The organism is Chitinophaga niabensis, assembly GCF_900129465.1.
GTDB classification, from domain to species: Bacteria; Bacteroidota; Bacteroidia; order Chitinophagales; family Chitinophagaceae; genus Chitinophaga; species Chitinophaga niabensis.
In genome coordinates this window covers 2,536,317-2,561,884 of the sequence record NZ_FSRA01000001.1, presented here as the reverse complement: position 1 = coordinate 2,561,884, position 25,568 = coordinate 2,536,317, and the positions used below count along the sequence as shown (strand labels likewise).

Annotated in this window: 14 protein-coding genes; 8 read left to right on the top strand and 6 right to left on the bottom strand. The window is 47.1% G+C overall.

Translation table 11 applies throughout. The features are described from left to right. Window positions 1–6: 6 nt before the first annotated feature. The 5 genes from BUR42_RS09940 to BUR42_RS09920 all read right to left on the bottom strand — a co-directional run bounded on the left by BUR42_RS09940 (window position 7) and on the right by BUR42_RS09920 (window position 9,430). Entirely contained in the window at window positions 7–1,338 is a 1,332-nt protein-coding gene (locus tag BUR42_RS09940) for a glycoside hydrolase family 99 protein (protein WP_074239084.1), read from the bottom strand. Window positions 1,339–1,416: 78 nt separating this feature from the next. Then, a complete protein-coding gene (locus BUR42_RS09935) occupies window positions 1,417–2,094 on the bottom strand; it encodes a DUF3823 domain-containing protein (protein ID WP_074239083.1) in 678 nt (225 codons plus the stop codon). A gap of 18 nt (window positions 2,095–2,112) precedes the next feature. Continuing rightward, on the bottom strand, window positions 2,113–4,002 hold the full coding sequence (locus BUR42_RS09930; protein WP_074239082.1) for a RagB/SusD family nutrient uptake outer membrane protein: 1,890 nt from the start codon (window positions 4,000–4,002) through the stop codon (window positions 2,113–2,115). Window positions 4,003–4,012: 10 nt separating this feature from the next. Then, on the bottom strand, window positions 4,013–7,153 hold the full coding sequence (locus BUR42_RS09925) for a SusC/RagA family TonB-linked outer membrane protein (protein ID WP_074239081.1): 3,141 nt from the start codon (window positions 7,151–7,153) through the stop codon (window positions 4,013–4,015). 114 nt (window positions 7,154–7,267) lie between these two features. Next, window positions 7,268–9,430: a GH92 family glycosyl hydrolase gene (locus BUR42_RS09920; RefSeq protein ID WP_074239080.1), complete on the bottom strand. Its 2,163-nt coding sequence runs from the start codon at window positions 9,428–9,430 to the stop codon at window positions 7,268–7,270. 551 nt (window positions 9,431–9,981) lie between these two features. Between BUR42_RS09920 and BUR42_RS09915 the strand changes: the two genes are divergently transcribed. From BUR42_RS09915 to BUR42_RS09880, 8 genes are all read left to right on the top strand, one after another. Then, entirely contained in the window at window positions 9,982–12,279 is a 2,298-nt protein-coding gene (locus BUR42_RS09915) for a Kelch repeat-containing protein (RefSeq protein ID WP_159442245.1), read from the top strand. A 239-nt stretch (window positions 12,280–12,518) separates the two neighbouring features. After that, on the top strand, window positions 12,519–15,458 hold the full coding sequence (locus tag BUR42_RS09910; RefSeq protein WP_084185486.1) for a SusC/RagA family TonB-linked outer membrane protein: 2,940 nt from the start codon (window positions 12,519–12,521) through the stop codon (window positions 15,456–15,458). 10 nt (window positions 15,459–15,468) lie between these two features. Then, on the top strand, window positions 15,469–17,097 hold the full coding sequence (locus BUR42_RS09905) for a RagB/SusD family nutrient uptake outer membrane protein (protein WP_074239078.1): 1,629 nt from the start codon (window positions 15,469–15,471) through the stop codon (window positions 17,095–17,097). Between the two features lie 18 nt (window positions 17,098–17,115). Beyond that, window positions 17,116–18,063 carry a LamG domain-containing protein gene (locus BUR42_RS09900; RefSeq protein WP_074239077.1) on the top strand — a complete coding sequence of 316 codons (948 nt, stop codon included), beginning with the start codon at window positions 17,116–17,118 and terminating at the stop codon, window positions 18,061–18,063. 11 nt (window positions 18,064–18,074) lie between these two features. Continuing rightward, entirely contained in the window at window positions 18,075–20,921 is a 2,847-nt protein-coding gene (locus tag BUR42_RS09895; RefSeq protein WP_074239076.1) for a glycoside hydrolase family 38 N-terminal domain-containing protein, read from the top strand. A 5-nt stretch (window positions 20,922–20,926) separates the two neighbouring features. Further along, window positions 20,927–22,729, top strand: a complete 1,803-nt coding sequence (locus BUR42_RS09890) for a class I mannose-6-phosphate isomerase (RefSeq protein WP_074239075.1) — start codon at window positions 20,927–20,929, stop codon at window positions 22,727–22,729. Next, the gene (locus tag BUR42_RS09885) at window positions 22,722–23,993 is read left to right on the top strand and encodes an MFS transporter (protein ID WP_074239074.1); all 1,272 of its coding nucleotides are present in this window, start codon (window positions 22,722–22,724) and stop codon (window positions 23,991–23,993) included. The genes BUR42_RS09890 and BUR42_RS09885 overlap by 8 nt, the downstream gene beginning before the upstream one ends. Continuing rightward, window positions 23,990–24,814: an ROK family protein gene (locus BUR42_RS09880; protein WP_074239073.1), complete on the top strand. Its 825-nt coding sequence runs from the start codon at window positions 23,990–23,992 to the stop codon at window positions 24,812–24,814. The genes BUR42_RS09885 and BUR42_RS09880 overlap by 4 nt, the downstream gene beginning before the upstream one ends. On the opposite strand, the gene BUR42_RS09875 is transcribed toward BUR42_RS09880, so the two are convergent. Beyond that, window positions 24,811–25,539, bottom strand: coding sequence for a GntR family transcriptional regulator (locus BUR42_RS09875; RefSeq protein WP_074239072.1), 729 nt, complete (start codon window positions 25,537–25,539; stop codon window positions 24,811–24,813). The two genes, BUR42_RS09880 and BUR42_RS09875, sit on opposite strands and share 4 nt — an antisense overlap. Window positions 25,540–25,568: the final 29 nt, after the last annotated feature.

Below are 25,568 nucleotides of genomic sequence, written 5' to 3'. Positions count from 1 at the left end.
ATCTTTTTATCTTACAGGTCTGGTGTTAGTAAAGCCGCCTTCTCCATGGAACCACCTGGTAGCCTGGCCTGCGAGCCAGAGGTAATGGTCTGAAGGAAGGTCTGCATCAATGCCAATGAAACGTTTATCTGCATGTAAGGGAAGTTCTCCTTCCCGCGCACATTTATAAATAGCGGTGCCTTCATCTATTTCATCAAACATAGCTACGTACAATGATCTTGCGCCGGACAGTTTTGCTCCTGCCACCTGCTTCCAGAGAAAATCTCCTTTCAGGCGTGGAATGGAATTATAGAGGGAAGGATCGTTCCTGAGATTACCCCAGCTGAAACCGGGAAACACCAATGGCACATAATCCACTTTGTTGGTAGTACACCATTGAATATCTCCTGCCAGTTCTCCACCGGCTACATTGGCGTAGTTGTCATTATTATAACGCCCAACTGCCCATGGCATGATCACATCTGTTTTTTTAATGAGCGTGTGCAGCAGGGTAGAGTTCTCCGTATCATTCTTTAAAGTTCTCCAGAAGTAGGGAACGCCCAGCATCACGGAAACCTTTTTGGTAGGGCCTTTTATCTTATCCACCAATCTGTCTACATCCGCTATCGTATACTTCCGGTTATCATTGAAGCCCACGCCCCAGATAGTGACCATTGGTCTTTTATTATGGCGCAGGTAGGTGGGATTGGCCACATTGTCAAACAGTTTGAACAGGGTCTGTAATTCATTCCAGTCCTGCTCCAGGTAAGCTACATCTTCTGAGGTGCAACCGCTGAGATCATACATCACGCAGATAGCGCGGGAATATTTCTTCGCTGCTTTTAAAGCGTTCTCCAGTACTTTATTAAAATGCCTTTTGCCTTTTACATTGGTGTTCTTGATCTCTCCTACAAAGCGCTGCATGAAAACACCATCCAGCCCATACTGCTGCATCCATTTGAAATGCAGGTCTATACTTTCTTCGTCATAAGGGCTATAGAGATGTGCCGTGTTCCCATTGGCAAATTTAAAAGGAGAGGGGTATGTTTTTGTGTACTCTGCCATATCCGGCCAGAAGTCAACAGTGGAACAGCCTGGTTTAAAACCGCCGCAGCTGCCGTTCTGGAAATGGTACCAGCCTCTTTCAGATGCATCTCCTTCTGCCGCAAACCATCCCTGGTATCCGGCCATTACTAATCCATTGTAGGATTTGAAGAGGCAGCCGGTTTCATCATATACAACTTCCTGAACAGGAGGGTCTGGTGGCCCTGGTGGATTGGGCGGAGGACCGCTGGATGTTTTTTTAGAACAGCTGAGGGTTAAAAGAACAGCTGCTGCTATCAGTGCGTATTTTCTCATGTTAAAAAGTTAAATGGGGACTGACACAACGAACCAGAACAGTGAAAAACGAGTTGTCGTGATCAGCCCCCAGTATTTTTACAAGTCTATTTTAACAGCCGGGGCATAGTTAAACTTGGTTTCACCCATGTCTATCTTTGCACCTACCCTGAAGTAAAAAGGCTTGCCGGGTTTTAGGATCGTGCTGTTGGCAGCGAGGTCTATCTCTAATGTATAGACCGTATTGGCATCCACTACTGCATTGATATCCCGCTCAGTTGCCACCTGGCGCATGGGTTCTCCCACGCGGGAATCCTGGTGTGCATAGAGGCCGATCTTCTGCACATTGTTGATCACATTCTGTTGCAGTTTGAAAGTGGCTACCACCTTGGTACCGGTTTTAACAATGCTCACATTGTTCACGCGGATGAAAGGTGTTACCGTAAAATCCAGTTTAGTCTGCCCCTGGATATTCACTTCCTGTGCTTCAATGGGAATGAAGTTGCCTCTTACCGGCCTAACGGTATAAGTATTGGCAAACAACAGGGTGTTGGCATAAGTACCATCGTTTTTAACAATGAGGTATTGTGCTTCTGTATAACCTTTTTCCAGGATCTCTATTTCCGTACCACGGATAATATCCTGCTCTACAAGGGCTTTGGTGGTGGCGTCTATAAAGTTGCCTGATAATCCCGCATTGGGCCCGTCGTAATTATCTTTCTCACAGGAAGCCAGGGCCAGTGCTGCGATCAGTATGATAGAACTTAACTTTTTCATGATAATCTGTTTTGAAGATTAGTACTGCGGGTTTTGAACAAGACCATTGGCACCGATGCCCGGAATGTAACGGTAGTAAGCTTTTGGCTCAAAGGTCCTGGTATTGGAATTCGGCGTGTTTACCCGTACAAAGATGTACTTGGCAGGTGAGGTCCTCAGGTCTCTCAACGGCAGCAGGGTGTGCATATACCGGTTGTTGAAAGTGGTATGGAATTCTCTCCTGCGGATCAGGTCCCAGAAACGTTTGTTCTCAAATGCCAGTTCCACTCTTCTTTCCCTTTGTACATTTGCCGCAGTTAAAGGAATATCTACGGTATGCCCTGCGCGTTTGCGGATATCGTTGATAGCTTTGGCAGCAGCGGCAGCATCGCCGGTACCACTTTCCACTACAGCTTCTGCAAAGTTCAGCAGTACTTCTGCATACCTGAATTCAACCCAGTCAGAAGTGCTTTGGTTCCAGCCCGGAACAATAGGACTGTTCTGGTTCATGAACTTTTTGAATCCGAAACCTGTACGTGTATTATTACCACCATAGGTATCAAAGCCGGAATACTGTGTAGTACTGGCTGCACCATACGTATAATAAGTAGTGCCCGCCACATCTATCTGGTCTTTGATGCGGATAGCGGTTGTGCCATCCGGTTTCACATATCCTGCCTGGATGATGATGGGGATGCCTTTCCAGTTGGTGCCTGGAAGGATGGTGGTAGCCCAGAGGCGTGCATCTTTTCCTTTGAAGATATCGTTGGGAGAATCATAACGGATATAGTTCAATGCAGGATTGAAACCGTTATAATCTGTTACATTCCCTTCTGCCGTAGTAACAATGGGCGCTTCCTGGCCCGGGTTGGCATAAGCTTCATAGGCATCCACAAGGTCCAGCGTTGGGTTCATCCTGCCGGGGTGAGGCCATCCGTTAGCTACCTGTGCAGGCTGGTACCAGATATCATAGTTATGCCCCTGGTTGTTACCCGGTAAAGTATATCCTTTGATGAGGATAGCTTCATTGTCTTTTGCCACATTAGGGTCCTGGAACAATGCGCGGTAGTTCTCAGCTGCTGCGTCTACAGAACCGGGATTAGGCATGTAAAGAGCGTGTACGCCGGAAGTCATGATAGCCTGGGAAGCAGCGATACAGGCAGCATAATAACCTGCAGCATCGGCAGCATCCAGCCCTACCAGTTTTTGTGTAACTGCATTGCCGGACATGGGTGCCCTGCTGCCAAATTTAGCAAGGGAAGCAGCATGCAAAGCAGCGCGTGATTTTAAAGCATAAGCGGCCCATTTGGATGCACGCCTGCCTTTTTCCGCACCAAGGTTGGCAATGGCTATATCGCAGAGCTCCAGTACATAATCCCATGTTTCTTTTTCAGTGCTGCGGGGAACTTTGAGGTCTTCCACATTGCCGGTATATTTTTGTGTGGCCTTGATCAGGGAAACACCGCCATATCTTTTGGCAAGCCCGAAGTAAGCAAATGCTTTGATGAAATTAGCTTCACCGGTCAATACCGCCTTTTCAGGTGCGAGGATATCCAGGGTGGGGATAGCATCTATCAGCAGGTTTACGTCGCGGATCAGTTTATAACCCGGCTCCCAGTAATGATAATCCCCGTCTCCGATAAAATCGCCGAACTCTGAGTGCATGGCTTCATCCGCAGCCATGGCTGGAGACCAGCCGCCGTTATTAGGATCGCCGCCGTTCTGATTGAAGCCTGCTCTGAAATAAGCAAAGTCTTCAATAGGCAGCTGGTAATAGAGGTTAGCCATATAGAGCTTCACACCCTGTGGATCGCCGAAGAGGTCTTCTGCTCTGATCTTATCTGTAGGCTGGAGTTCCAGCACACTGTTACAGCTGAAGAGCATCATGCCTGTAACGATCAATAACATTTTCAATTTATAGATTTTCATGACCATGGCTTTAGAAGTTAAGGTTTACACCAACATTATAGTTCTTGGTGAGCGGGTAGTTGAACCCTGCATTGAACAATCCTTCCAGTCTTTCCGGATCAAATGCTTTTACGAAAGAATCTGCCCAGGTGAAGAGGTTGAAACCATTCGCGAATATGCGGATCCGCTGGATGCCGGATGCCCTGTATATTTTAGGGCTGATGGTATACCCCAGTTCAACACTTTTTAAACGCAGGTAAGAAGCATCTTTGCGCCATACAGAACTTTCGCGGTACATGCTGCCCACATCTCCATTGAACCTGGATGCAGGCCATTTGCCCGGTACCCATGCGCTGTTTGGATCATAAGGGTCAGCCTTGTGCCATCTGTCAAAGAAGTAAGCGGGGGTGTTCCCTCTGAAGGCCATAATTTCCGCATAGACCTCGCTGAAACGAACAGTATACATCGCGGCACCCTGGAACAATATGTTCACATCAATTCCTTTCCAGGAACCATTCAGAGAAAGGCCGTAGTTGATCTTGGGATTTTTACCCTGGGGGTTCTGGTTATCGTTGGTACCATTAGCACCCATCCATAAAGGCAGCTGATCATTATCATTGATCAAACCATCGTTATTGGTATCCTGGTATCTGAAATCACCAGGCAGTTCGCGGATATTAGCCTGATCGCCATTTTGCAGCGGCGCTCTGTTGATCTCATCCTGGTTCTGGAACTGGCCCAGGTAAGTGAAGCCCCATACAATATCATTGTAACGGTAGTCGCTGCCTGTTTTCCATCTTCTGAAGCTATTACCATAAGCGCCTCTTTCCACATACATGTTCATGGTACGGGAATAGTTGAAGTTGGCTGAAATGTTATATTGGAAATCGTTGATCCTGTTATTGTGGTTGATCGTGAATTCAAGCCCCTGTACACGGTCTGAGTTCAGGTTCTCCTGTGGCAATGTGCCACCGAAGGTATTGGGGAGGGATACATTCCTGTAAGCCAGGAGCCCTTCACGGTCCCTGCGGTATACATCAAATTCAATATTCAGTTTGCCGCGGAATAATCCGAGGTCTATACCAATATCTGTTACCCTGGAAGTGTTCCATTGCAACTGATCGTTTACAATAGCAGGAGAGGCCGCACCATTCGTTAAAGCACCATTTTCAAATTCATACCTGCCACCACCGGAAGTAGAGAAACCCGCAATGTACTGGAATGGATTACCCTGGTCGCTGCCCACAAGACCGTAAGAAGCTCTCAGTTTCAGGTTGGAGATAAGCGGCACCTTTTCTTTCATAAAAGGTTCTTCGGACAGTCTCCATCCACCCGTAACCACAGGGAAGAAACTCCATCTTTTGCTGGGATGGTAACGGAAAGAACCATCTTGCCTGAACGCAAAATCTATCAGGTATTTCCTGTTGTAGTCATAGCTGAAACGGCCGATATAAGAAAGGTTGGCACTTTGGCCTTCACCTCCGTTATTCTCTGCACCTAAAGAACTACCGGCAGGGATCTGATCGCTGGTGAAAAATTCATAGTAACGTTTCAGGTAACCGGTTCTGCTCCAGTTCTGCATTTGTTCTACTACCAGGAGGCCGGTAACATTATGGGCTTTACCAAATGTTCTGGCGTAGTTTATCTGACCCTGGAGGTTGAGCTGGTTGTAATTCCCAAAATCGTTGGATATGCTCGCCGTACCCACCCTTTGTGGTTGCGGTATATACTGGTTGCCTACATAAGTGTAAAGCTTATAGGGCTTGGATACATCCTTGTTCTGATAACTGGTCATATCGTACGCACCGGAAGCACGCAGGCTGAGGCCCTGTACAAAGGGAACCGTATACGTTAATACCAGGGTAGACTGTACATTCCTTGTTACGCTTTCATTGTAACCGGTAATATCGCGGTTGGACAATATCAGCGGGTTCTGATTGGAAGGTGTTACTACTGCGGGATAATCCGGGTTATTGTTGGCATAGGGCTTTTCCGTTGGCAGCGTTACACGTGTACCTTTGAATATGTTGAAGAAGTTTTCACCCGGTACCTCTCTTTTATCATACCTGCCGGCGAGGAATAATTCTGCTTTCAGGTTCTTATGCAACTCAGTGGTAATATTGGAACGCAGGTTGAACCTTTTATAGCCCATGTCGTTACTTTTCAATAAACCGCCTTCTTCTGCATAGGCAAGGCTCATGAAGTATTGTGTTTTCTCTGTTCCGCCCGCGGCAGAAAGATTGTGTTGTTGCTGCAGGGCATGTTTCTTCATGGTCACATCGTACCAGTCAGTACTTTCATAACCCGGCACACCATCTATCCATTTCTGTAGCTCATCTTTGGTGAGGAAGGGAGAGCCGCCTGCAAAGATGGCTGCTTCGTTCCGCATTTGCATCCATTGGGCGGCGCTGGACATTAAGGGTACATCCGTTGGTTTCATCATACCTACTACGCCGGTATAATCAAAACGCGGTTTGCCTACATATCCTTTTTTAGTGGTAACGATCACTACCCCGTTGGCAGCACGTAAACCATAGATGGCAGCAGAGGCATCTTTCAGGAAAGACACGCTCTCAATATCATCCGGGTTCAGCCGTTGGAATTCACCGGCACCATCACGGGCAATCCCGTCAATAACAAAGAGCGGTGTACCAAAACCACGGAGATTGATCATATTGTCGAAAGTACCGGGCTCACCACCTAACTGGCGGATCTGCAAACCGGCTACCTTTCCCTGTAATTTTTGCGCTAAACTGATATTAGTAGTGGTCTGGATCTCCTTGGCCGATATATTACTCACCGCACCTGTGAGGGTTTCTTTTCTGCGGGTACCGTAACCTACCACCACCACTTGTTCCAATTGTGCATCTGATGCACTTAAGGCAACATTGATAGTGCTTCTGCCATTGATCTGTTCAGTGACAGTGTTCATACCCAGGTAAACAAATAATATTTCGGTGGCTGCGGCGGGAACATTTATGGAATATTCTCCCCGTAAATTAGTGGTAACCCCTGTTCTTTTGCCGGCAGCATCTGTGGTGAAAACATTTACACCAGGTAAGGCGCTGCCGTCCTTGGCATCTGTTACTTTCCCACTGATGGTTTTCTGTTGTGCCAGCGCACAGAGCGGAAAAATGCTAAGCAGCATCAATAGGTAATAGATTTTTTTCATAACGTTAATATTTGGTTGAATTATGGTTATTTCACTGTTTCTGACTGCTTCATGCAGACTATGGCGGTAAAAAATAGAAAAAGGGCATAAGTCAGAATTATGATGGATTAATAATTATTTGACGGAAAGCGATTGCGGGGTGTAAGTTGCAGTACCCCATTGCTTGTTAGGTTTGGGTCCCATCTCCAGTTCAAGATGCCCGCCGTTCACCAGTTGTTCATGGGTGAAGAAAGGCGTGTTCAGTTCCTTGCCATCTATCTTTGCGCTTTGTATATATTTATTAACAACGGAAGAACCATTTGCCGTGATGCGGAATTGTTTGCCGCCCGGGAGGTCAATACTTACTTTGCTGAATACAGGGCTGCCAATAGTATATACAGGCAGGCCGGGGGTAATAGGGTAGAAGCCCATGGCAGTGAACACCACAAATGCCGTCATACCGCCACCATCTTCATCGCCGGGGATCCCAAAGATGTTATCCTTAAACCATACATCTAAAAGGAAGCGGGTGCGTTTCTGTGTTTTCCAGGGAGCATCCGTAAAATTATAGAGGTACGGAATATGGAAGCTCGGTTCGTTACCCATGGAGAACTGGCCCACCAAACCGGTAGCATCCGGGAACGTTGCCTGGAAAGTATATTTGGAACGGCCCAGGTCTTCCCGGTAGAGTTGGTCCAGCTGGGCTTCAAAACCTTTCTTTCCTCCCATTAAACTGATCAGGCCGGGGATATCCTGCTGTACCTGCCACTTATAAGTATAACCGTTATTCTCATCATAGAATTCTCTTCCTCCCATACCGCCATCAAACTTGGGATCGATATTGACCCAGTTGCCCTGGATATCTTTCGGCATGAACAGTTGCTTTTGCGGATGCCAGAGCGTTTTGTAATTCTGGCCTCTTGGTGCAAACAACTTTGCGTCTTCTTTTTTACCCAGGTCGGCGGCGAGTTGGGCAAGTGCCCAGTCGTCGTAACTATTTCCCAATGTAACAGCAACCGCCTGCCGCTTTTCAAAAGAATGCACCTGTGGAATGGTTTCTTTTTCACCGGGTTTCAATGCAGGGAAATAACCTTTGGCGTGATAGTGATCATCCAATGCTGTTTTAGGACCATTGGCCCATGGCAGCATAGTGGCATCCGTTGCATTCTTGCGCATCCCTTCATAGGCCCTGGCCACATCAAAGTTTTTGATCCCTTTCCGGTAAGCATCAAGGAACACTACAGAAGAATGGAATCCATTCATACAGGCATGATCGCCAAAGAGTACCGGGAAGGTGGGCATCCAGCCGCTTTGCTCATACATGCGCACATAAGATTGCAGCATATCTGCTTCCTGGGCGGGGTTGAGGATTGTCCGTAATGGATGATGGGCCAGGTAGGTATCCCAGGACCAGTCATCTACGTAGAAGGGGCGGTTCTCTTTATGCACCTGTTTATCATAACCGCTGTAATAACTGCCATCTTCTGAAATGTCTACCATCCTTTCATAACATCTGTAGAGCGCGGTATAAAAAGAACGTTTCTGGGCTTCCGTACCACCTTCCACTTTAATCTGGGAGATAACACTGTTCCATGTTTTCTTTCCATCGTCTGCCACCTGCCGGAAAGACCTGTTCTTTAATTCTTCGAAGTTCTTTTTAGCCTGTGCCTCACTTACATAACTGATGGCATACCTGAACTCAATGTTCTTTGTGGAAGAAGGGAAGGTGATGGTGGCTTTCTTTCCCTGTATTGTATGTGTTGCTGCGGTATTGAACACGCCGTACATATACACCTTAATGTCTCCATGATAGGTTTCCAGCCCGGTTATTTCCGTGGCGGAAGGAAAGGCATAAGATGACTGACCATTATTATATACGTCCAGCAACAGTGTGTTGGTGCCTTCAAACCTGAAGATCCCTGCTTTTTTCGCGGGGGTGAACTCCACTGTGATATCATCTTCTACCAGGTAAGTGCTGTAATACCAGGGCTTCAGTACTTCCAGGTCATGGTCGTAGGTCATTTTACCCGGGCGGGCCAGCGGCCTTAAGGCAAACACCTGGCCTAAACGATGAGAAACGATCGTAAGCGGAAAGCTGGCAATCTGATCATCAAGGTAATCTTTTCGTTGAGGAGCCATCCGGATCACCTGGTTAGGCAGTTGAATGGTAGGCCGGGTAGGTTCCAGTAACTGACCTACATTGCCAATAGCCGGATCTATATAATCTAGTGGTTGTTGTGCAAGCGCTGCCAGGAATAAATGGCAGGATGCCAGCACCAGTAATACAGTTTTCTTCATAACCTGGTAATCATTTCATTTAATAAGTGGAATCTGTATGCAAGAAACCGGCATCGCACTAACAAAAGGGTTAATGAATGAACTAATAGGGAAATTAATTTTCAAAAAGGTTAAATATTGTTGTAATTCAGGGAGTTGTAGTAAGTGTTTTTTTCTTCTACTATAGAAATTAGCGCATTAATTAATGCTTTTATTTAAGTGTAATTGCTACCCCAATGCGGAAAAACTGAAAATATCTTTATCTTGAAACCTTCCCGTTATAGAATTCAATGAAGATTGGCCGTATGATCAGGAATCGTCGCTTTCCGACCAAGAAAAATGAGTATTTTGTATGCAAAGAAGCTTTTTGGTCTCCCATGTGGAAAATAATTTGTTGTTTAAGCGCTATCCTCCTCGTCTGCCATGCCGGTTTTAGCCAATCGCATGGCTTGGGGTTTTCCAGCCATGAAGTAGTACCAGAAAAAAGAACCTCCCTTCACCTTACACCAGCCGAGGAGATCTGTTTACATAATGGCACCGAAATTTCGTTCGACCTGAAGTTCAAGCCGAATATGGAAACCTATTTCGGTTACATCATGCGTGTGATCACAGGGAACCGTCAGAATATTGATGTGGTATATAATCAAAGGCTGGCCACCTTCAATTTCATCATTGGAGAAACATTAGCCGGCAACGTAACTATAGATACCCTTCAGTTATACGGCGGCTGGAGCCGTTTCAGCATACGTTTTGACGAACCGCAGCAGGAAGCCTCCTTTTACGTGAACGACAAGTTCATCTGCAAAGGCAAGGTGAACCTTTATAAAAGCCCCTGTTGCCAGATCTTCTTCGGCACCAATAATTATGAAGGGTATCAAACACTGGATACGCCCCCGATGAACATTAAAGATATCCGCATCCTCGAAGACGGGAAGGTGAAACACTACTTTCCGTTATCCGAGGTAAGAGGTACTGAGGCTGGAGACAGTGCAGGGAAAAGAACAGCGCTGATCAGGAACCCCGCCTGGATAAAACCACGGCACCAGAACTGGATGACAGTTAAAACTGCTACCATCAACGGATCTCCCAGTGTGGCCTTCGACAAACAGCAGGAAGTGCTGTACATCGTAGCCAAAGATTCCCTTTACCGTTTCAGTTTGAAGGACCTCCGTTTTACAGGTGTGCAACTGGCTAAAGGGCGTGAGGTATTACCCGCCGGCAATCAGTCCGTTTTTAATAAACAGTTATATAACTTTTATATTGACCAGCAGAAGGTAAGCACTTATGATACGGCAACCCGCACCTGGGATGTGAACTTTGCAACAGGAGAGCTTACAGAATGGTGGCAGGCCAACAAGTTCTATTCTACTGTAGATACAGCTATCTATATAATAGGCGGATATGGCCAGCTGCAATACAAAAATAAAGTACAGCGTTACCATATCCCTACGCAGCAATGGGATTCACTGGCTGTAAAAGGCGATGCCTTTATGCCCCGTTACCTGGCTGCCTTAGGTACAAATGCAGCTACAGACACTGCTTACATATTGGGCGGATATGGCAGCAATACAGGCGATCAGGCCATCAACCCAAAGTATAATTACGACCTGATGGCCTACAGCGTGCGCAACAGCACCTTTTCACATATCTATCATTTACCGGAACCTGCCAGCCAGTTCTGTTTTGCCAACAGCCTGATCATCGATCCGGGCAGCCGGGATTATTATACCCTCATCTATCCTACAGACAAGTTCAATTCGAAATTACAGCTCATAAAAGGTTCACTGGAAACACCTTCCTATCAATTGATGGGAGACACCATTCCTTATGCTTACTATGATATCCGTTCTTATGCAGACCTGTATTACTGCCCCGCCAGCAAAAAACTGGTGACGGTAACGCTTTATCATGAGCGGGATGATGTTACCAGCCTGAAGATCTATACGCTGGATTTCCCGCCTAATCCTGTAGTGCCGGAACGGGCACCCGCAGGCAAACAACGTTTTGGGTTCTGGATGTACATAGCAGGTGGCCTGGTGATACTGTTGCTCGCTTATAATTTTGCCCGTAAAAAGAAAGTACCTGTACCGGCAGAACGCGCAGTACTGCTGCCTGATGAAGAAGCGCCGGAAGCAGCCGCTGAACTTTCCACTATTTATCTCTTCGGGCAGTTTGAAGTGTTTGATAAAAGTGGAAATGATATCACAAAACAGTTCACGCCTTTATTAAAGGAATTGTTCCTGCTGCTCCTGATCTATACTTATAAAGATGGAAAAGGCATCTCTTCAGAAGAACTCTATGAAGCCCTGTGGAGTGATAAGCCTGCAAAAGATGCACGGAACAACTATTCCGTGAACATCGTGAAATTAAAGGCTATCCTGGAAAAGATAGGAGACTGCCACATCGGGCGCGAGTCCGGCAAATGGAAGTTCGAGATCCTGCAGGATTCCATGAAGATAGACTATCAGCATTACGTAGAATGGATGGCACATAAGCCAGCCCTGCAGAAACCTGCCATAAATGAACTCCTGCAGATCGTACACCGCGGCTCTTTCCTGAAAACCGTACATTATGAATGGCTGGACGATATCAAAGCCAATATCTCCGGCCAGGTTACCGACCTGCTGTTGCAATACATTGCCGTTACAGACCTGCAGGCGGAAGCGGAGTTCATTGTAAAGGTCACTAATGCCATCCTGCATTTTGATAATCTCAATGAGGAAGCCCTGGGATATAAATGCCGTTGCCTCATCATCTCCGGAAGGCATAAAATGGCCAAGGATGCCTACCTCAAATTCACCAAAGAATACAAAGAAAGTTATGGCCAGGAGTTTGGCCGCAGTTTTACGGAAATTACTTTAGAGGCTTAAGATAGCCATTCCTCCTTCATTACAGCCCTTTTTTACCCCAGCGGGGCAAAAAATAATTTGCTTTGTTTGTACATTGTATATATGTTTGTACATATGAAGTAAATCCTCTTAGCAAAGAGACGAATTATGTCAACTTAACTTACTATTAATCAGTGAGTTTAGGGTCATCCCATTGTATGTACATATCTACAGTATCCACGGACGAATTCATTTTATCAACAAACCAAAACTAGACACTTATGAAAAGTGCTTCACTCAGACCAATGCTCTGCATGTTATGTTTGCTGCTTGCCCTGCAGGGGTATGCGCAGGATGTAGTGAAGGGTGTGGTTACAGACGCCGTCAATCAAACACAGATCCCGGGCGTAGCCGTCAGGGTCAAGAACAGGAACACAGGTACCGTTTCCGATCCCAACGGAGGATTCACCTTATCATTAAATGCAGCAACAGACACTATCGTAGCCAGCAGTATTGGTTATTTAACACAGGAGTTGGCCGTAGGCGGCAGAAAGGTGCTCAACATCTCTCTGCAGGCAGATCCGCAAAAGCTGGGAGAGCTGGTAGTGATCGGTTATACCACCGTGCGCAGGAAAGATCTCACCGGCGCCGTTGCTTCCATGGGACCGGAACAACTCACCCGTATGCAAAGCAATAACGTAGTGTCCAGTCTTGTTGGCCTTGCAGGCGTAAGGGCTACCGGTTCTGATGCCGGCAGCATCCGCATCCGCGGTAACCGTTCCGTAGCCGCCAGCAATACCCCTTTACTGATCGTAGACGGAATGCCGTATTACGGTTCCCTCAACACCATCGATCAAAACGACATTGCCTCCCTGGACGTGCTGAAAGATGCCTCCTCTGCTGCCCTGTACGGATCAAGAGGAGCCAACGGTATCATTGTGATCACCACTAAAAAGGGGATCAAAGGAAAGAGCCGCATTTCTGTGGATTCATATACCGGCGTAGGCAAATACTACTGGGGCAACCTCCGCAATATGAAAGCGGCAGAATACATCCAGTTCAAACGGGATGCTAACAGGGCCGCAGGGATCTGGAATTCCACAGCAGACGATGCTAAAATATTCTCTACAGTGGAACTGGATAAACTGGGGCAGGTAGATAATAATTTCGCTAAAGACTATTACGATAAACTGGGCTTCCAGACGAACAATACCATCACCTTTACTTCCGGCAGCGACAGAGGTTCGCAGAAGATCTCTTTCAACTACCTGAACAATAAAGCCCGTGGAAAGAACATGGCCAAATACGACCGCTTCATTCTTTCCACTGATCACGATATGCAGATCCGCAAGAACATTCGCATTGGTTTATCCAGCCGCCTTTCTTATGAAAAACAGCAGAATGAACCAGGCAGCTTCGGATACCGTTTATTCCGTTTTATTCCCACCGTGGAATTGTATGATGAGAACGGAGAGCTGATCGCTTTCCCTATCGGCGATTCATTGCTCAAGAATCCATTCCTCGACGAAAACAGGGATGCATGGGATTCCCAGTCGAGCGCCTACCAGGCTTTCATCAAAGCATTCTTTAGTGTGGACATCCTGCCTGGCTTAAACTTCAGGACCAATCTTTCCATGGACCAGGTGTTTACAGATGCCGGTTCCTATATAGATAACCGCTCTGCCGTTTTTGCGGAAGCATTGAACCAGGCCAGCATCAGCAATGGCAAAAGTTCCCGTTATGCCTGGAACAATATCCTGAACTATAAGAAAACATTTGGCGATCATGCCATTGATGCATTTGGTGTATTTGAATTGCAGGAGAGCAGGAGCCTCAGCAGCAATGCTTCCGGCAGCGATCAGGCATTGGCACAATACAAATGGTATAACATTGATGCCTTAACACAGAATAAAACGCTGGGCAGTGAATTTGTACGTTCACAACAGTTGTCCTATGTAGGCCGTGTGCAGTATGCTTATAAAGACCGTTACATCCTTACCGGTACCATGCGTTATGATGGTGCTTCCCAACTGGCGCCACGTAACCGCTGGGACCTTTTCCCTTCTATCGCCGCCGCATGGAATATCAGCGAAGAACCCTTCTTTAAGGTAAAGCCCGTATCTAATCTTAAACTGCGCGCCAGCTATGGTTTAACAGGTAATAATGCCATCAGTCCCTATGCTACCTATGGCGCAGTACTTACCCGCTATACTATTTTCGGAGGATCTGGTGGGGATATTCCTTATCCTACTTTGGAACCTGATCAATTGGCTGTGGAAACACTGAAATGGGAGAAGACCAAAATGCTCAATGCCGGCCTTGATTTCGGTTTGTTCGAAAACCGTATCACCGGTAGTGTGGACTTCTACAGTTCCAAAACATCTGACCTGCTGAACAGGCGTAAACTGCCTTATACTACCGGTTTCAACAACGTATGGGCCAACATTGGTAAGTCACAGAACACCGGTGTGGAGATCACACTGAATGCAGTGGCTATTGATAAAAAAGACCTGCGCTGGAGCCTGGGCCTTAACTTCTATCATAACAAAGAAGAACTCACAGAACTCTACGATCCCCGTTTAACAAAAGATATTCAGAATGGCTGGTGGATTGGTTACCCGGTGAATGGCGTTACGTTTGATTATGTATCCGCCGGTATCTGGCAAACCAATGAAGCGCATATTGCAGCTATCTACGGCCGTAAACCGGGAGAAATAAAAATAAAAGACATGGACGGTGATGGTGCAATCACGGGGAACGACCGGCAGATCATAGGTACGGAACGTCCCACGCTGGGATCATCCCTTACCACCACACTCACTTACCGCAATTTTGATCTGATGCTGGATGTGTATTCTGAAATTGGCGCCCTAACGCGGGACGATTGGAGTACTACCAGGTGGGCGAACGACATGGGCCGTTTTAATGCCGCGAAGATAGATTACTGGACGCCTGACAATCCTTCCAACAAATACCCGCAACCTTTAGCCGGCAGAAGTTCCCTTGATTTTATTTCTTCTATTGGCTATTACAAGAATGACTTCGTGCGGCTGCGTAATGCCACACTGGGGTACACCTTCACTAAGCTGCTCCCGTTTGCAGAACGTGCCCGGGTATATGTTGCTGCGGCCGAACCTTTACGCTACTGGCGTTATACCGCAGAAGGCGGATTGTCTGACAGAGAGGTGGTCTATAACATTGGTTTTAACCTCACTTTTTAAAACTGGAAGCATGAAAAAGATCTCACTATTATATGCATGTTTGTTTTTGTTACCATTTACAGCCTGCAAAAAATACCTGAATGAAGAATCCTATGGCGCTACCACACAGGTATTCAAAACAGAAGAGGGTGCGCTGACCTTACTGAACTCTTTATATGACCGTTTACGGTTGATGGGATATGGCAGTGGCAACCTGGGTTATATGACGGAAAGTGGAACGGACATTTGGCTGCGCGGTGGCGGAAATGGTAATGTGCAGTTAACGGAATACCGTACCCTGGATGCACAATATGGGTTGAACGGGAATATGTGGAACCACTATTATAAAGGCGTATGGAATGCGAATTATTTCCTGGAGCAGGCTAAAAATATCACCTGGAGCTCAGAGAGCAAAAAGAGCCAGAAGATAGGGGAGGCGCTGACCTTAAAAGCTTATTTCCTCTTCTTCATCGTGAATACCTGGGGAGGGGTGCATCTGCCTAGAACCACTGACTATAATGAGGGGCTGATTGCCGCACGCAGTACGGAAGAAGAATTTTATACAGAGATATTCAAATGCCTGAATGAAGCGCTGACCACGGTACCGCTTACTTCCACAGAAACAGGCCGCATTACTAAACCGGTGGTGGAAGCCTTCCTGGCACGGGTGCATTTATATCATAAGGACTGGGATAAGGTGATCGAATACAGCTCCAATGTGATCACTAAATATAATTACGCGCTCATCCCTAAATGGAAAGATCTCTGGAATGCGGCCCTTGACCGCAGCAAAGAATTCATTTGGCAGGTGAACTGGGGTAAGGATAAAAGCTTTAACCAGGCAGGTGCTAATTTCTGGTTCCAGGCATTCTCTCCTTTCATTGACCAGTTCCCCGGTATTCAAACGGAACTGATCTGGACGGGTTATGGCGGTGTGCAGATGGTAGCTTCCAGGTTCTACCTGGGCCTCTTTAACCGTGATGCGGATGCCCGTTGGAAAGATGGTTTCCAGACAGTGTGGTATTACAACAAACCCACTAATAAACTGCCTTTGCAGGTGACTCCTTATGTGGATACGGCCTTGTTCTTTGTGCCTTATGTATTCAGCGCGGCAGACAGGGCCAGGGCTGTGAACCGTTATACCGCCAAAGATGTGAATGACCTCTACAGTGCGAATGGCATTCCTAAAGACCCTAAAGTATTCATAGGATTTAAAAAATTTGATGATCATACAAGACCCGGCGCACTGTCTACCGAAAACAGCGCAGAAGATTATTCCGTGATCCGCCTCGCAGATGTTTATCTCATGCGGGCAGAGGCTTATATCATGAAATCACAACCGGGCCTTGCGGCAAACGATGTGAATGTGATCCGGGACCGCGCCACGGTACCGGGGCATGAAGCAGAAATGGATGTAGATGCTTCACAAATGACGGTGGATTTTATTCTGGATGAAAGAGCGCGTGAACTGGGTGGAGAAATGATGCGCTGGTTCGATCTGAAACGTACCGGCACACTGATCACAAGAGTGAGGGCCTATAACCCGGAAGCAAGCGCTTACATCCAGCCGTTCCATGTGTTGCGCCCTGTGCCGCAGTCGCAATTCGACGGTATGCCTGATCCTTCCACACTGGGGCAAAATACTGGTTATGGTTTCTAACATCCAAAACTTTCCAACATGAAAAAGATATTATTTATACTGCTTGTACTGTTCACCGCCTGTAAAAAGGACGATGCTCCTTCCGCCTTTAAGAACGAACTGGTGAATATCATAGCATCTACAAAAGAACTGATCTCCAAAACGACTGAAGGAACGGAACTGGGCATGACGGCCCCCGGTTCCAAAGTTACCCTGCAAACGCAGGTGGACTGGGCCACATTCATCCTCCAGAATTCCGGTACGGATACTGCTTACGCCAATGCCAAAAAGAAGCTATTACTGGCGATCGAGATCTTTAATAACAACAAAGTAAAGGCCGGGGTGCCTAAATTTGTGAACGGCGCTTACTTTGACCTGGGCCAGCTGAAGAACCTGGTACCGAATGTGAAGTCCTTCACCATTGAATGTAAGGTAAAACTGGCGGACCTCAACACAGATGGTACGGCCAGCCTCGGCAGTTTTATCACGGCAGACGATGGCACCACGGGTATTCTGCTACGCTATACCAAAGCAGGGAAAGTGGAAGCTTATGTGAATGGTGGTTCCTGGTTTGGTGCGGGTACAGGTAATAACGCGGTACAAGTGAACACATGGCACCATATTTCGTTTACTTTTAACGGCACTACGATTAAGGTGTATATAGACGGGGTGGAAGCTGCCACCGCTACATCCGCAACAGAGATCACGCCTAAAACGGCGGAAGCCTCGCCTTTCTTTATGGGCATGTCCCGCAACTTCCAGTTCAATTCAGCAGACCAGCGGGCCATGCACGGAAATATCAAAGATGTACGCTTCTGGAAAGTACCTTTAACTGCCGCAGAAATAATGGATAATAAGGATAAGGCATTGACAGGAACAGAGGCAAACATTGTGGCACTGTGGCCATTTGATCTGAACCTTGGATTAACCGTGAAAGATAAAACAGGCAATTTTTCAGCAGCAGGTAAGAACGTTACCTGGGAATAAAAGAGAACATTATGAGTAAGAAAAGTTTGTTGTTGCTGGCAGGGATCAGTTGCTTTACCGCCGTAACTGCGCAGGACACATTCACCGGCATTGAGCTGCAACCTACGGTAGCTTACCTGAAGAAAGACGGAAAGGAAGCCAGGATGGTACGCCTGCTTTTTCATGGCGGTAACAGCTACGCAAAAGCAACGGTACGTATGGAATTTAACGGCAGGTTGGATAGTGTGCTGGTACCCGCCAGTGAAAAGGGCATAAGCTTATATGAACTGCCCTTGCCGGGAGACGCGGTGGGCAGGGAAACACAACTGAGTGTACAGCTAACATCCGGCGGCAGGGTATACAACAGCCGCTGCATGGTAGCACCCACACAGAAATGGAAAGTATACCTCCTGCCGCATTCGCATGTGGACATTGGTTATACCAATGTGCAGGCAAAGGTGATGAAGATCCACCTGGATAACATTGATGAAGCCATCAAGATTGCAAAGAAAACAGAACAGTATCCTGAGGGCGCGCGTTTTAAATGGAATACAGAAGCTTTCTGGGTAGTAGATCATTACCTGGCCGGCGCAGATGAAGCAAAGAAGAAAGCTTTCTGGGAAGCGGTGAAGAAAGGATGGATCAATATTGATGGGGCATATGCCAACATCAATACCAGTATCACAGATTCCCGCCAGCTGATGCAGATGTTCCATACCGCGGTGAAAACTGCCAAGGAGCATGGCGTAGAGATCCATACCATGTTCCAGGGAGATGTACCCGGTGCTTCATGGGGCTTGTCCAGCCAGGCAGATATCACAGGCATAAAGTATTTCTGGGGCGCACCCAATGCCGGAGACCGCATTGGTAATTCCTACAAGTGGCGGGACAGGCCTTTCTACTGGCAATCTCCCGGCGGGCAGAAACTCCTTTACTGGCAAAGCTCTCCTTACTCTATCGGTTATTCCCTGAAGGGCAACAAGATCCCTAACTTCTTTACGGTAGAAGATCCCTTGCCTTTTTATACCGGCAAACCTTCTGAGAACTTCCTCAACCCTTTCCTCTTTAATTATTTAGGCGAACTGGACCAGAAGTTATTCCCTTATAACATGACCATCCTCACCTGGGCCATGAGTGATAATGCACCCATTGATCCGGAACTACCGGATGCGGTGAAAGAATGGAATGAAAGATATGCTTCCCCACAACTGGTGATCACTTCCGTGAAAGATTTCTTTCATGACTTTGAAGCAGCATATGGAGCCAAAGTACCTGTAGTATCAGGAGATTATACGGAGTACTGGACGGATGGTATTGCTTCTGCGGCAAGGGAAACAGGTATTAACCGTAATAACTCAGACAGGTTGTTACAGGCAGAAGCTATCTGGGCATTACGTAATAAGAAAGCATTTCCCGCACGTGATTTTGATACTGCCTGGAATAATGTGCTGATGTTCAACGAACATACCTGGGGGGCACATAACAGCGTATCCAATCCTGCAGATCCCAAAGCCATTGCACAATGGAGCTACAAGCAGGCTTTTGCGTTAACAGGCCTGGCACAGTCAAAAGACCTGCTGGCAAAAGCTGCGGCAGATGTAACTGCTGCCAGTGGAGTAGATGTATACAATACATTAGGGCAGCAACGTACAGATGTGGTACTGATCCCCGCAGAACAAAGCATTGCCGGAGATCTGGTGAAAGATGCGAGTGGCAGGTCAGTTCCTTCACAACGTTTAAGTACAGGAGAACTGGCGGTACTCGTGAAACAGATCCCCGCTTTTTCAAAACAACGTTTTACCATTCATAATGGTAAGGCATATGCAGGAGAACGGGCTACTGTAACCACCACAACTTTGCAGAATAAATTCTATACAATAAAACTGGACGAAAAAACCGGCCACATTATCAGCCTAGAGAAAGCAGGGCGTAACCTCGCAGACTCCGGCGGCCTGAACCAATACACTTACCTGCCTGACGCGGCGAAAGAGAAGGTCCGGTTCGCAGGGCCGGCAAAGGTCACTATTAAAGAGAAAGGACCTTTAGTGGTAAGTCTTGAAGTAGTGTCTGACGCACCCGGCGCTAATTCGCTGAAGAGAGAAGTAAGATTAACGGCAGGAGTAGACCGTGTAGAGATCATCAATACCCTGGATAAAAAAGCAGTGCCTGAAAAAGAAGGTGTACACTTTGCATTTCCTTTTAAGGTACCTGGTGCACAGGTGCGCTACAGTATTCCCTGGGGTAGTGTGGCAGCAGAGGAAGATCAGTTACAACATGCTAACAGGAACTGGTATTCCGTACAACGCTGGGTAGATGTGTCCAACAAAGACTTTGGCGTTACCTGGTCCAGCCTGGATGCGCCTTTGTTTGAGATAGGCACGCAAACCAGTGCCGGATTGTTGGGTGGCCTCACACGTTCACCGAAGTGGATCAGTTACATGGAGCAAAGCCCGGCCATTTATTCCTGGGTAATGAACAACCTCTGGCATACCAATTTCCGGAGGGACCAGGAAGGCGTAACGGTGTTCCGTTATGCGCTGCAGGTGCATGATGCGTATGACGTAGTTGCAGCCAATCAGCGGGGCTTCAGTAATCACCGTTCTTTAGTGGCAACACCTGCTGCAGGGCCTGCCACCGAATCACTTTTCTTTTCTATTGACAATAAAGCAGTGTACGTAGAGAGCATTAAACCTGCGGCAGATGGAAAAGGTGTGGTGGTACAACTGGTCAATACACAGGAACAGCCTGCTGTGGTTACCTTTAAAGGCAAGGTCAACGTATGGCAAAGCAATATGCTGGAAGAATATAAAAATAAACTGGAAGATCGTGTTGAACTGCCGGGCAAGGGCGTCATCATGGTACGTGTAGAAACTAAATAAGAAAAATGGGGAACATTAAGGAGGAAAACAGGCGGGTAGCAGTACAACCGCTTTTACCGGTGCAATTGAGTAAACATACTGCAGGAGCATATGATATCCATCCCACCCACACCCTGGGGAGGGGACGTATCCATGCGGATTACGAAGGATTGGTGGAATGGATGCTCCTGCATCAGCAGGTATGTATAGATGGTTATACCGGTATATGGTGGGATGAATTGTATCATACTTTACAGGAGGAATTTAACCACAGGGGCATAACCGTACAATGGCATTTCGCGAAGGATGCTTTAAAGGAAGATATCAATGCGATGATAGCGCCCTTTACCGGAGAGGAGGGTACCGTTTGGGGAACACGTACCAGCCTGCGTATCCGCGATCTTTTCGATGCAGATAAACTGGCGGCCATGCAGCCATTGCACAAAGGTCTGCATATTATCATGGGCACCGGTGCCGCACTGGCAAATGAAAATGCACCGGTGATCTACCTGGACCTGCCAAAGAATGAATTGCAATACCGCATGCGTGCAGGCGCTGCTGCCAACCTGGGCAGTAATGGCAGCAATGCTTTTGCAGAAATGTACAAGCAGGCTTACTTTGTGGATTGGGTGATCCTGAATGAACATAAACAGACCCTGTTACCACGGATAGAAATATTTGTAGATACGCAGCGGGGAGAAGCTATTACCTGGGTACACAAGCAGGACCTGCTGGCAGGGATAGACAGGATCTGCAGAGATACCTTCCGGGTGCGCCCATGGTTTGAGCCCGGTGCATGGGGAGGGCAGTGGATGAAAGAAAGGATACCCGGCCTTTCGCGGGAGGCAGTGAATTATGCCTGGTCTTTTGAAATGATCGTACCGGAAAACGGTGTTGTATTTGAAAGCGATGGATACCTGCTGGAAATACCTTTTGAATGGCTGATGTACCGGCAGTATACAGCTATCCTTGGAAAACACGCAGCCATTTTCCGCTACGGGTTCCCCATCCGTTTCGACTTCCTGGATACTTTTGATGGTGGAAATCTTTCCATTCAATGCCATCCTTCCTTATCTTACATCCGGGAACACTTTGGCGAAACCATTACGCAGGATGAAACGTATTACATCCTGGATTGTAAGGAGGATGCAAAAGTTTACCTCGGGTTCCATGAAAATATTGATCCTGCTGCCTTCCGGGCAGACCTGGATAACAGTGTGTTGTTCAACCAGCCGGTGAACATCCTGCAATATGTACAGGCCTTTTCAGCCAGCAAACATGCCTTGTTCCTGATCCCTAACGGTACGGTGCACAGCGCAGGCGCAGATAACCTGGTATTGGAGATCAGCGCAACGCCCTACATCTTTACGTTTAAGATGTATGACTGGCTGCGGCTCGGGCTGGATGGAGAACCAAGGGCCATCAATATTGAACATGCATTCCATAACCTGCAGTTCAGCAGGCAGGGTGCAGCAGTAGAAAAAGAACTGATCGCTGTGCCGGCGTTACTGGAAGAAGGAGAGAACTGGCAACTAATCCATCTGCCCACACACCGGGAACATTTTTATGATGTGCACCGTATTGAGCTGGATACTACTGTTAGTTTTAAAACGGAAGGGATCTGTTTAGTGATGATGCTGGTAGAAGGAACTTCCATCTCCATCAAAACAGCAGCAGGCACAGAAACAGTGTATCATTATGCAGAAACATTTGTGATACCGGCAGATGCAGATGTTTATACCATCACTAACCTGGGCAGGGGCCGTGCTAAAGTGATCAAAGCATTTCTGAAAGAAGAACATCCTGTTTTTAATATCGTGTATGAATAGATCATTCCTCGTTATGACCACAATAGTGGCCTCCCTGGGAGGTTTCCTGTTTGGGTTCGATATGGCCGTGGTGTCCGGCATTTTACCTTTCGTACGGGAGCAGTTCGGACTGAATGCCCTGCAGGAAGGATGGTTTGTGTCTTCCGCACTGGCAGGCTGTATCCTGGGCGTGATCATTTCCAGCGATCTGAGCGACAGGCTGGGCAGGAAGAAATTATTGTTCATCGCCGCATTTCTATTCCTGCTGGCTGCCATTGGTTGCGCATTGTTTGCAGACCTGGCCTGGCTGATCACAGCCCGTATACTGGGTGGTGTAGCCGTGGGGATTGCTTCTACAGTAGTGCCCTTATACCTCTCTGAAATAGCACCCGATGATAAAAGAGGAAGACTTGTTACGTATTACCAGCTGGCTGTAACTATTGGCATCCTTGTAGCTTACCTGAGTAATGCCATGCTGCTTAATTATGCACTGGCCAATGCAGGGAAGAGCACTAACTGGTTATTTGTAAAAGAAGTATGGCGCGGCATGTTCGGCGTTGGCGTTATCCCTGCGGTATTATTCCTGGCAGGTTTAACACAGGTGCCGGAAAGCCCGCGCTGGTTAATGAGGGAAAAACAAACAACAGGCAGTTATAAAGAACTGTTTGCCCCGGAAATAAAGAGAGCCATGCTGATAGGTATACTGCTGCCGCTCTTCTCGCAGTTCAGCGGTATCAATGCCATCATTTATTATGGCCCCAGCATTTTGCATGATGCAGGTATCACATTGAGCAATTCTTTTATCAGCCAGATCATCTTCGGCGCAGCTAATGTGTTCTTTACCATCTTTGCAATATGGAAAGTGGATAGCCTGGGCAGGCGGCCGCTCTATCTTTGGGGTACAGCCGGTGCTGCTGTGAGCCTTGCTTTAACCGGCATCTGTTTTTTTACCGGTGCTACGGGATTGCCTTTGCTGCTTTGCGTGATGTTGTTCCTGGCTTTTTTTGCATTCTCCATAGGCCCCCTGAAATTTGTGATCGCAGCAGAGATCTTCCCGGACCATATCAGGGCAAGGGCATTATCTGTAAGTATTATGGTGATGTGGCTGGCAGATACGCTGGTAGGGCAGATCACGCCTATCCTGCTGCATGAGCTCGGTACAGCGCAAACCTTCTGGTTCTTTGCAGCCTTCTGCGTGCTGGCATTCATTACCGTGTATAAATTATTACCCGAAACAAAAGGACAATCTTTCGAAGAGATACAAAGAACAATGAGGCATATATGAGCGTATTGGGTGTAGATATAGGTGGTTCACATATTACCACGGCTCTGATAGACCTGGAAAGCAGGAACTTATTACCCGGTTCTTATCACCGGGAAAGAGTGAATTCAAATGGCAGTGCTGAAGAGATCATACACAGCTGGTGTGAAGTGATGAAACAAAGTATGCGTGGCAAACATAAGATAGGGATTGCCATGCCGGGGCCATTTGATTATGAGCAAGGTATTTCCCGGATCCGGGGATTGCATAAATACGAGGCCCTGTACGGCTTACCGGTGAAAGCTATGTTAGCGGAAGCTTTAGGCATGAAAAAGGAAGATATTGTTATGCATAACGATGCGGCCTGTTTTTTACAGGGAGAGCTTTTTAATGGTGCTGTAAAAGAACAGCGCCCGGTGATAGGACTTACATTGGGTACCGGCTTTGGCTCCGCCATTGCCACTAATGGTCACGCAGCAGATGCTGGTTTCTGGAATAAACCTTTCCTGGGATCAAGAGCAGAAGAGCATTTCAGCACCAGGTGGTTCGTTGCCCGCTACGAAGCATTGAGTGGAATAAAAGAAGAGAATGTAAAGAACATTGCTGCATTGGCTGCTACCTCAACTGCAGCCGCCACGGTGTTCCGCGAATTCAGCAACAACCTGGTATTGTTCCTGCAACAGGTAACACCCCGGCCGGCTATGATCGTATTGGGTGGAAATATCTCCCATGCACATGAGCATTTTCTGCACAACCTGCGGCAGCAGATGGGAGATGTACAGATCGTATTGTCTGAACTTGGGGAAAAGGCTGCGCTGCTGGGCGCTGCCAGTTATTGGAGCTAACGCCTGCTTTCTACAGCATACACAAAACTGTCCGCCCGGTAATAGCCAAGATTATATTCAATAGGGCGTTCTCCCTGGTCAAATACATAACGTTTGCGGAACAGGATGGGGCTGCCGTTATCAACGCCGAGTTTGGATGCAATAAAAGTATCAGCAGCTGTTGCGCTGATCTCTTCTTTGGATAAAGTGGCGATCACGGAATGATCTTTTTCAAAGATCTCATACAGGGGGCGTCTGAAATCTTCTTCGCCGGTTAATCCAACGCGGGGATGAAAGTAGGAGATGAAGTACACGAAAGGCCATTCCGGCTTACCCCTGAGCCGCTCCAGTTTCAGTATTTTTTTATCCGTTCCTATTTCAAAGAAGTTGGCAATCTTTTCATCCGGGAATACCCAGGTAAGATGCATTTCATAATCTTTGATCACAATACCACGTGCTGCCATTTCCTGCGAAAAGCTCAGCCAGTTCATAGACTTGGAACTTACCGCCATTTCAGCCACTTTGGTGCCCACCCCTTTTTTCCTGATCAGCAGCCCTTCATACACCAGTTTATTGAGTGCCATCCGAAGGGTGGACCTTGAAATAGCCAGTTGTTTGGAGAGATCTACTTCATTCGGCAGCATTTTCCCGTTCTGGTATTCTTCTTCCGCTATCAGCTTGCGTAACAGCTCTTCTGCCTGGATATGTAAAGGGGTATGGCTATTGTGATTGATCTTCAGTTTCATGTCGCAAAACTATTGCTTTTTCGATAAAT

What these genes read in the sequence shown, in the direction of transcription:
- BUR42_RS09940 (WP_074239084.1), bottom strand. Translation starts at nt 1,338, where the DNA reads ATGAGAAAATACGCACTGATAGCAGCAGCTGTTCTTTTAACCCTCAGC.
- BUR42_RS09935 (WP_074239083.1), bottom strand. Translation starts at nt 2,094, where the DNA reads ATGAAAAAGTTAAGTTCTATCATACTGATCGCAGCACTGGCCCTGGCT.
- BUR42_RS09930 (WP_074239082.1), bottom strand. Translation starts at nt 4,002, where the DNA reads ATGAAAATCTATAAATTGAAAATGTTATTGATCGTTACAGGCATGATG.
- BUR42_RS09925 (WP_074239081.1), bottom strand. Translation starts at nt 7,153, where the DNA reads ATGAAAAAAATCTATTACCTATTGATGCTGCTTAGCATTTTTCCGCTC.
- BUR42_RS09920 (WP_074239080.1), bottom strand. Translation starts at nt 9,430, where the DNA reads ATGAAGAAAACTGTATTACTGGTGCTGGCATCCTGCCATTTATTCCTG.
- BUR42_RS09915 (WP_159442245.1), top strand. Translation starts at nt 9,982, where the DNA reads ATGGAAACCTATTTCGGTTACATCATGCGTGTGATCACAGGGAACCGT.
- BUR42_RS09910 (WP_084185486.1), top strand. Translation starts at nt 12,519, where the DNA reads ATGAAAAGTGCTTCACTCAGACCAATGCTCTGCATGTTATGTTTGCTG.
- BUR42_RS09905 (WP_074239078.1), top strand. Translation starts at nt 15,469, where the DNA reads ATGAAAAAGATCTCACTATTATATGCATGTTTGTTTTTGTTACCATTT.
- BUR42_RS09900 (WP_074239077.1), top strand. Translation starts at nt 17,116, where the DNA reads ATGAAAAAGATATTATTTATACTGCTTGTACTGTTCACCGCCTGTAAA.
- BUR42_RS09895 (WP_074239076.1), top strand. Translation starts at nt 18,075, where the DNA reads ATGAGTAAGAAAAGTTTGTTGTTGCTGGCAGGGATCAGTTGCTTTACC.
- BUR42_RS09890 (WP_074239075.1), top strand. Translation starts at nt 20,927, where the DNA reads ATGGGGAACATTAAGGAGGAAAACAGGCGGGTAGCAGTACAACCGCTT.
- BUR42_RS09885 (WP_074239074.1), top strand. Translation starts at nt 22,722, where the DNA reads ATGAATAGATCATTCCTCGTTATGACCACAATAGTGGCCTCCCTGGGA.
- BUR42_RS09880 (WP_074239073.1), top strand. Translation starts at nt 23,990, where the DNA reads ATGAGCGTATTGGGTGTAGATATAGGTGGTTCACATATTACCACGGCT.
- BUR42_RS09875 (WP_074239072.1), bottom strand. Translation starts at nt 25,539, where the DNA reads ATGAAACTGAAGATCAATCACAATAGCCATACCCCTTTACATATCCAG.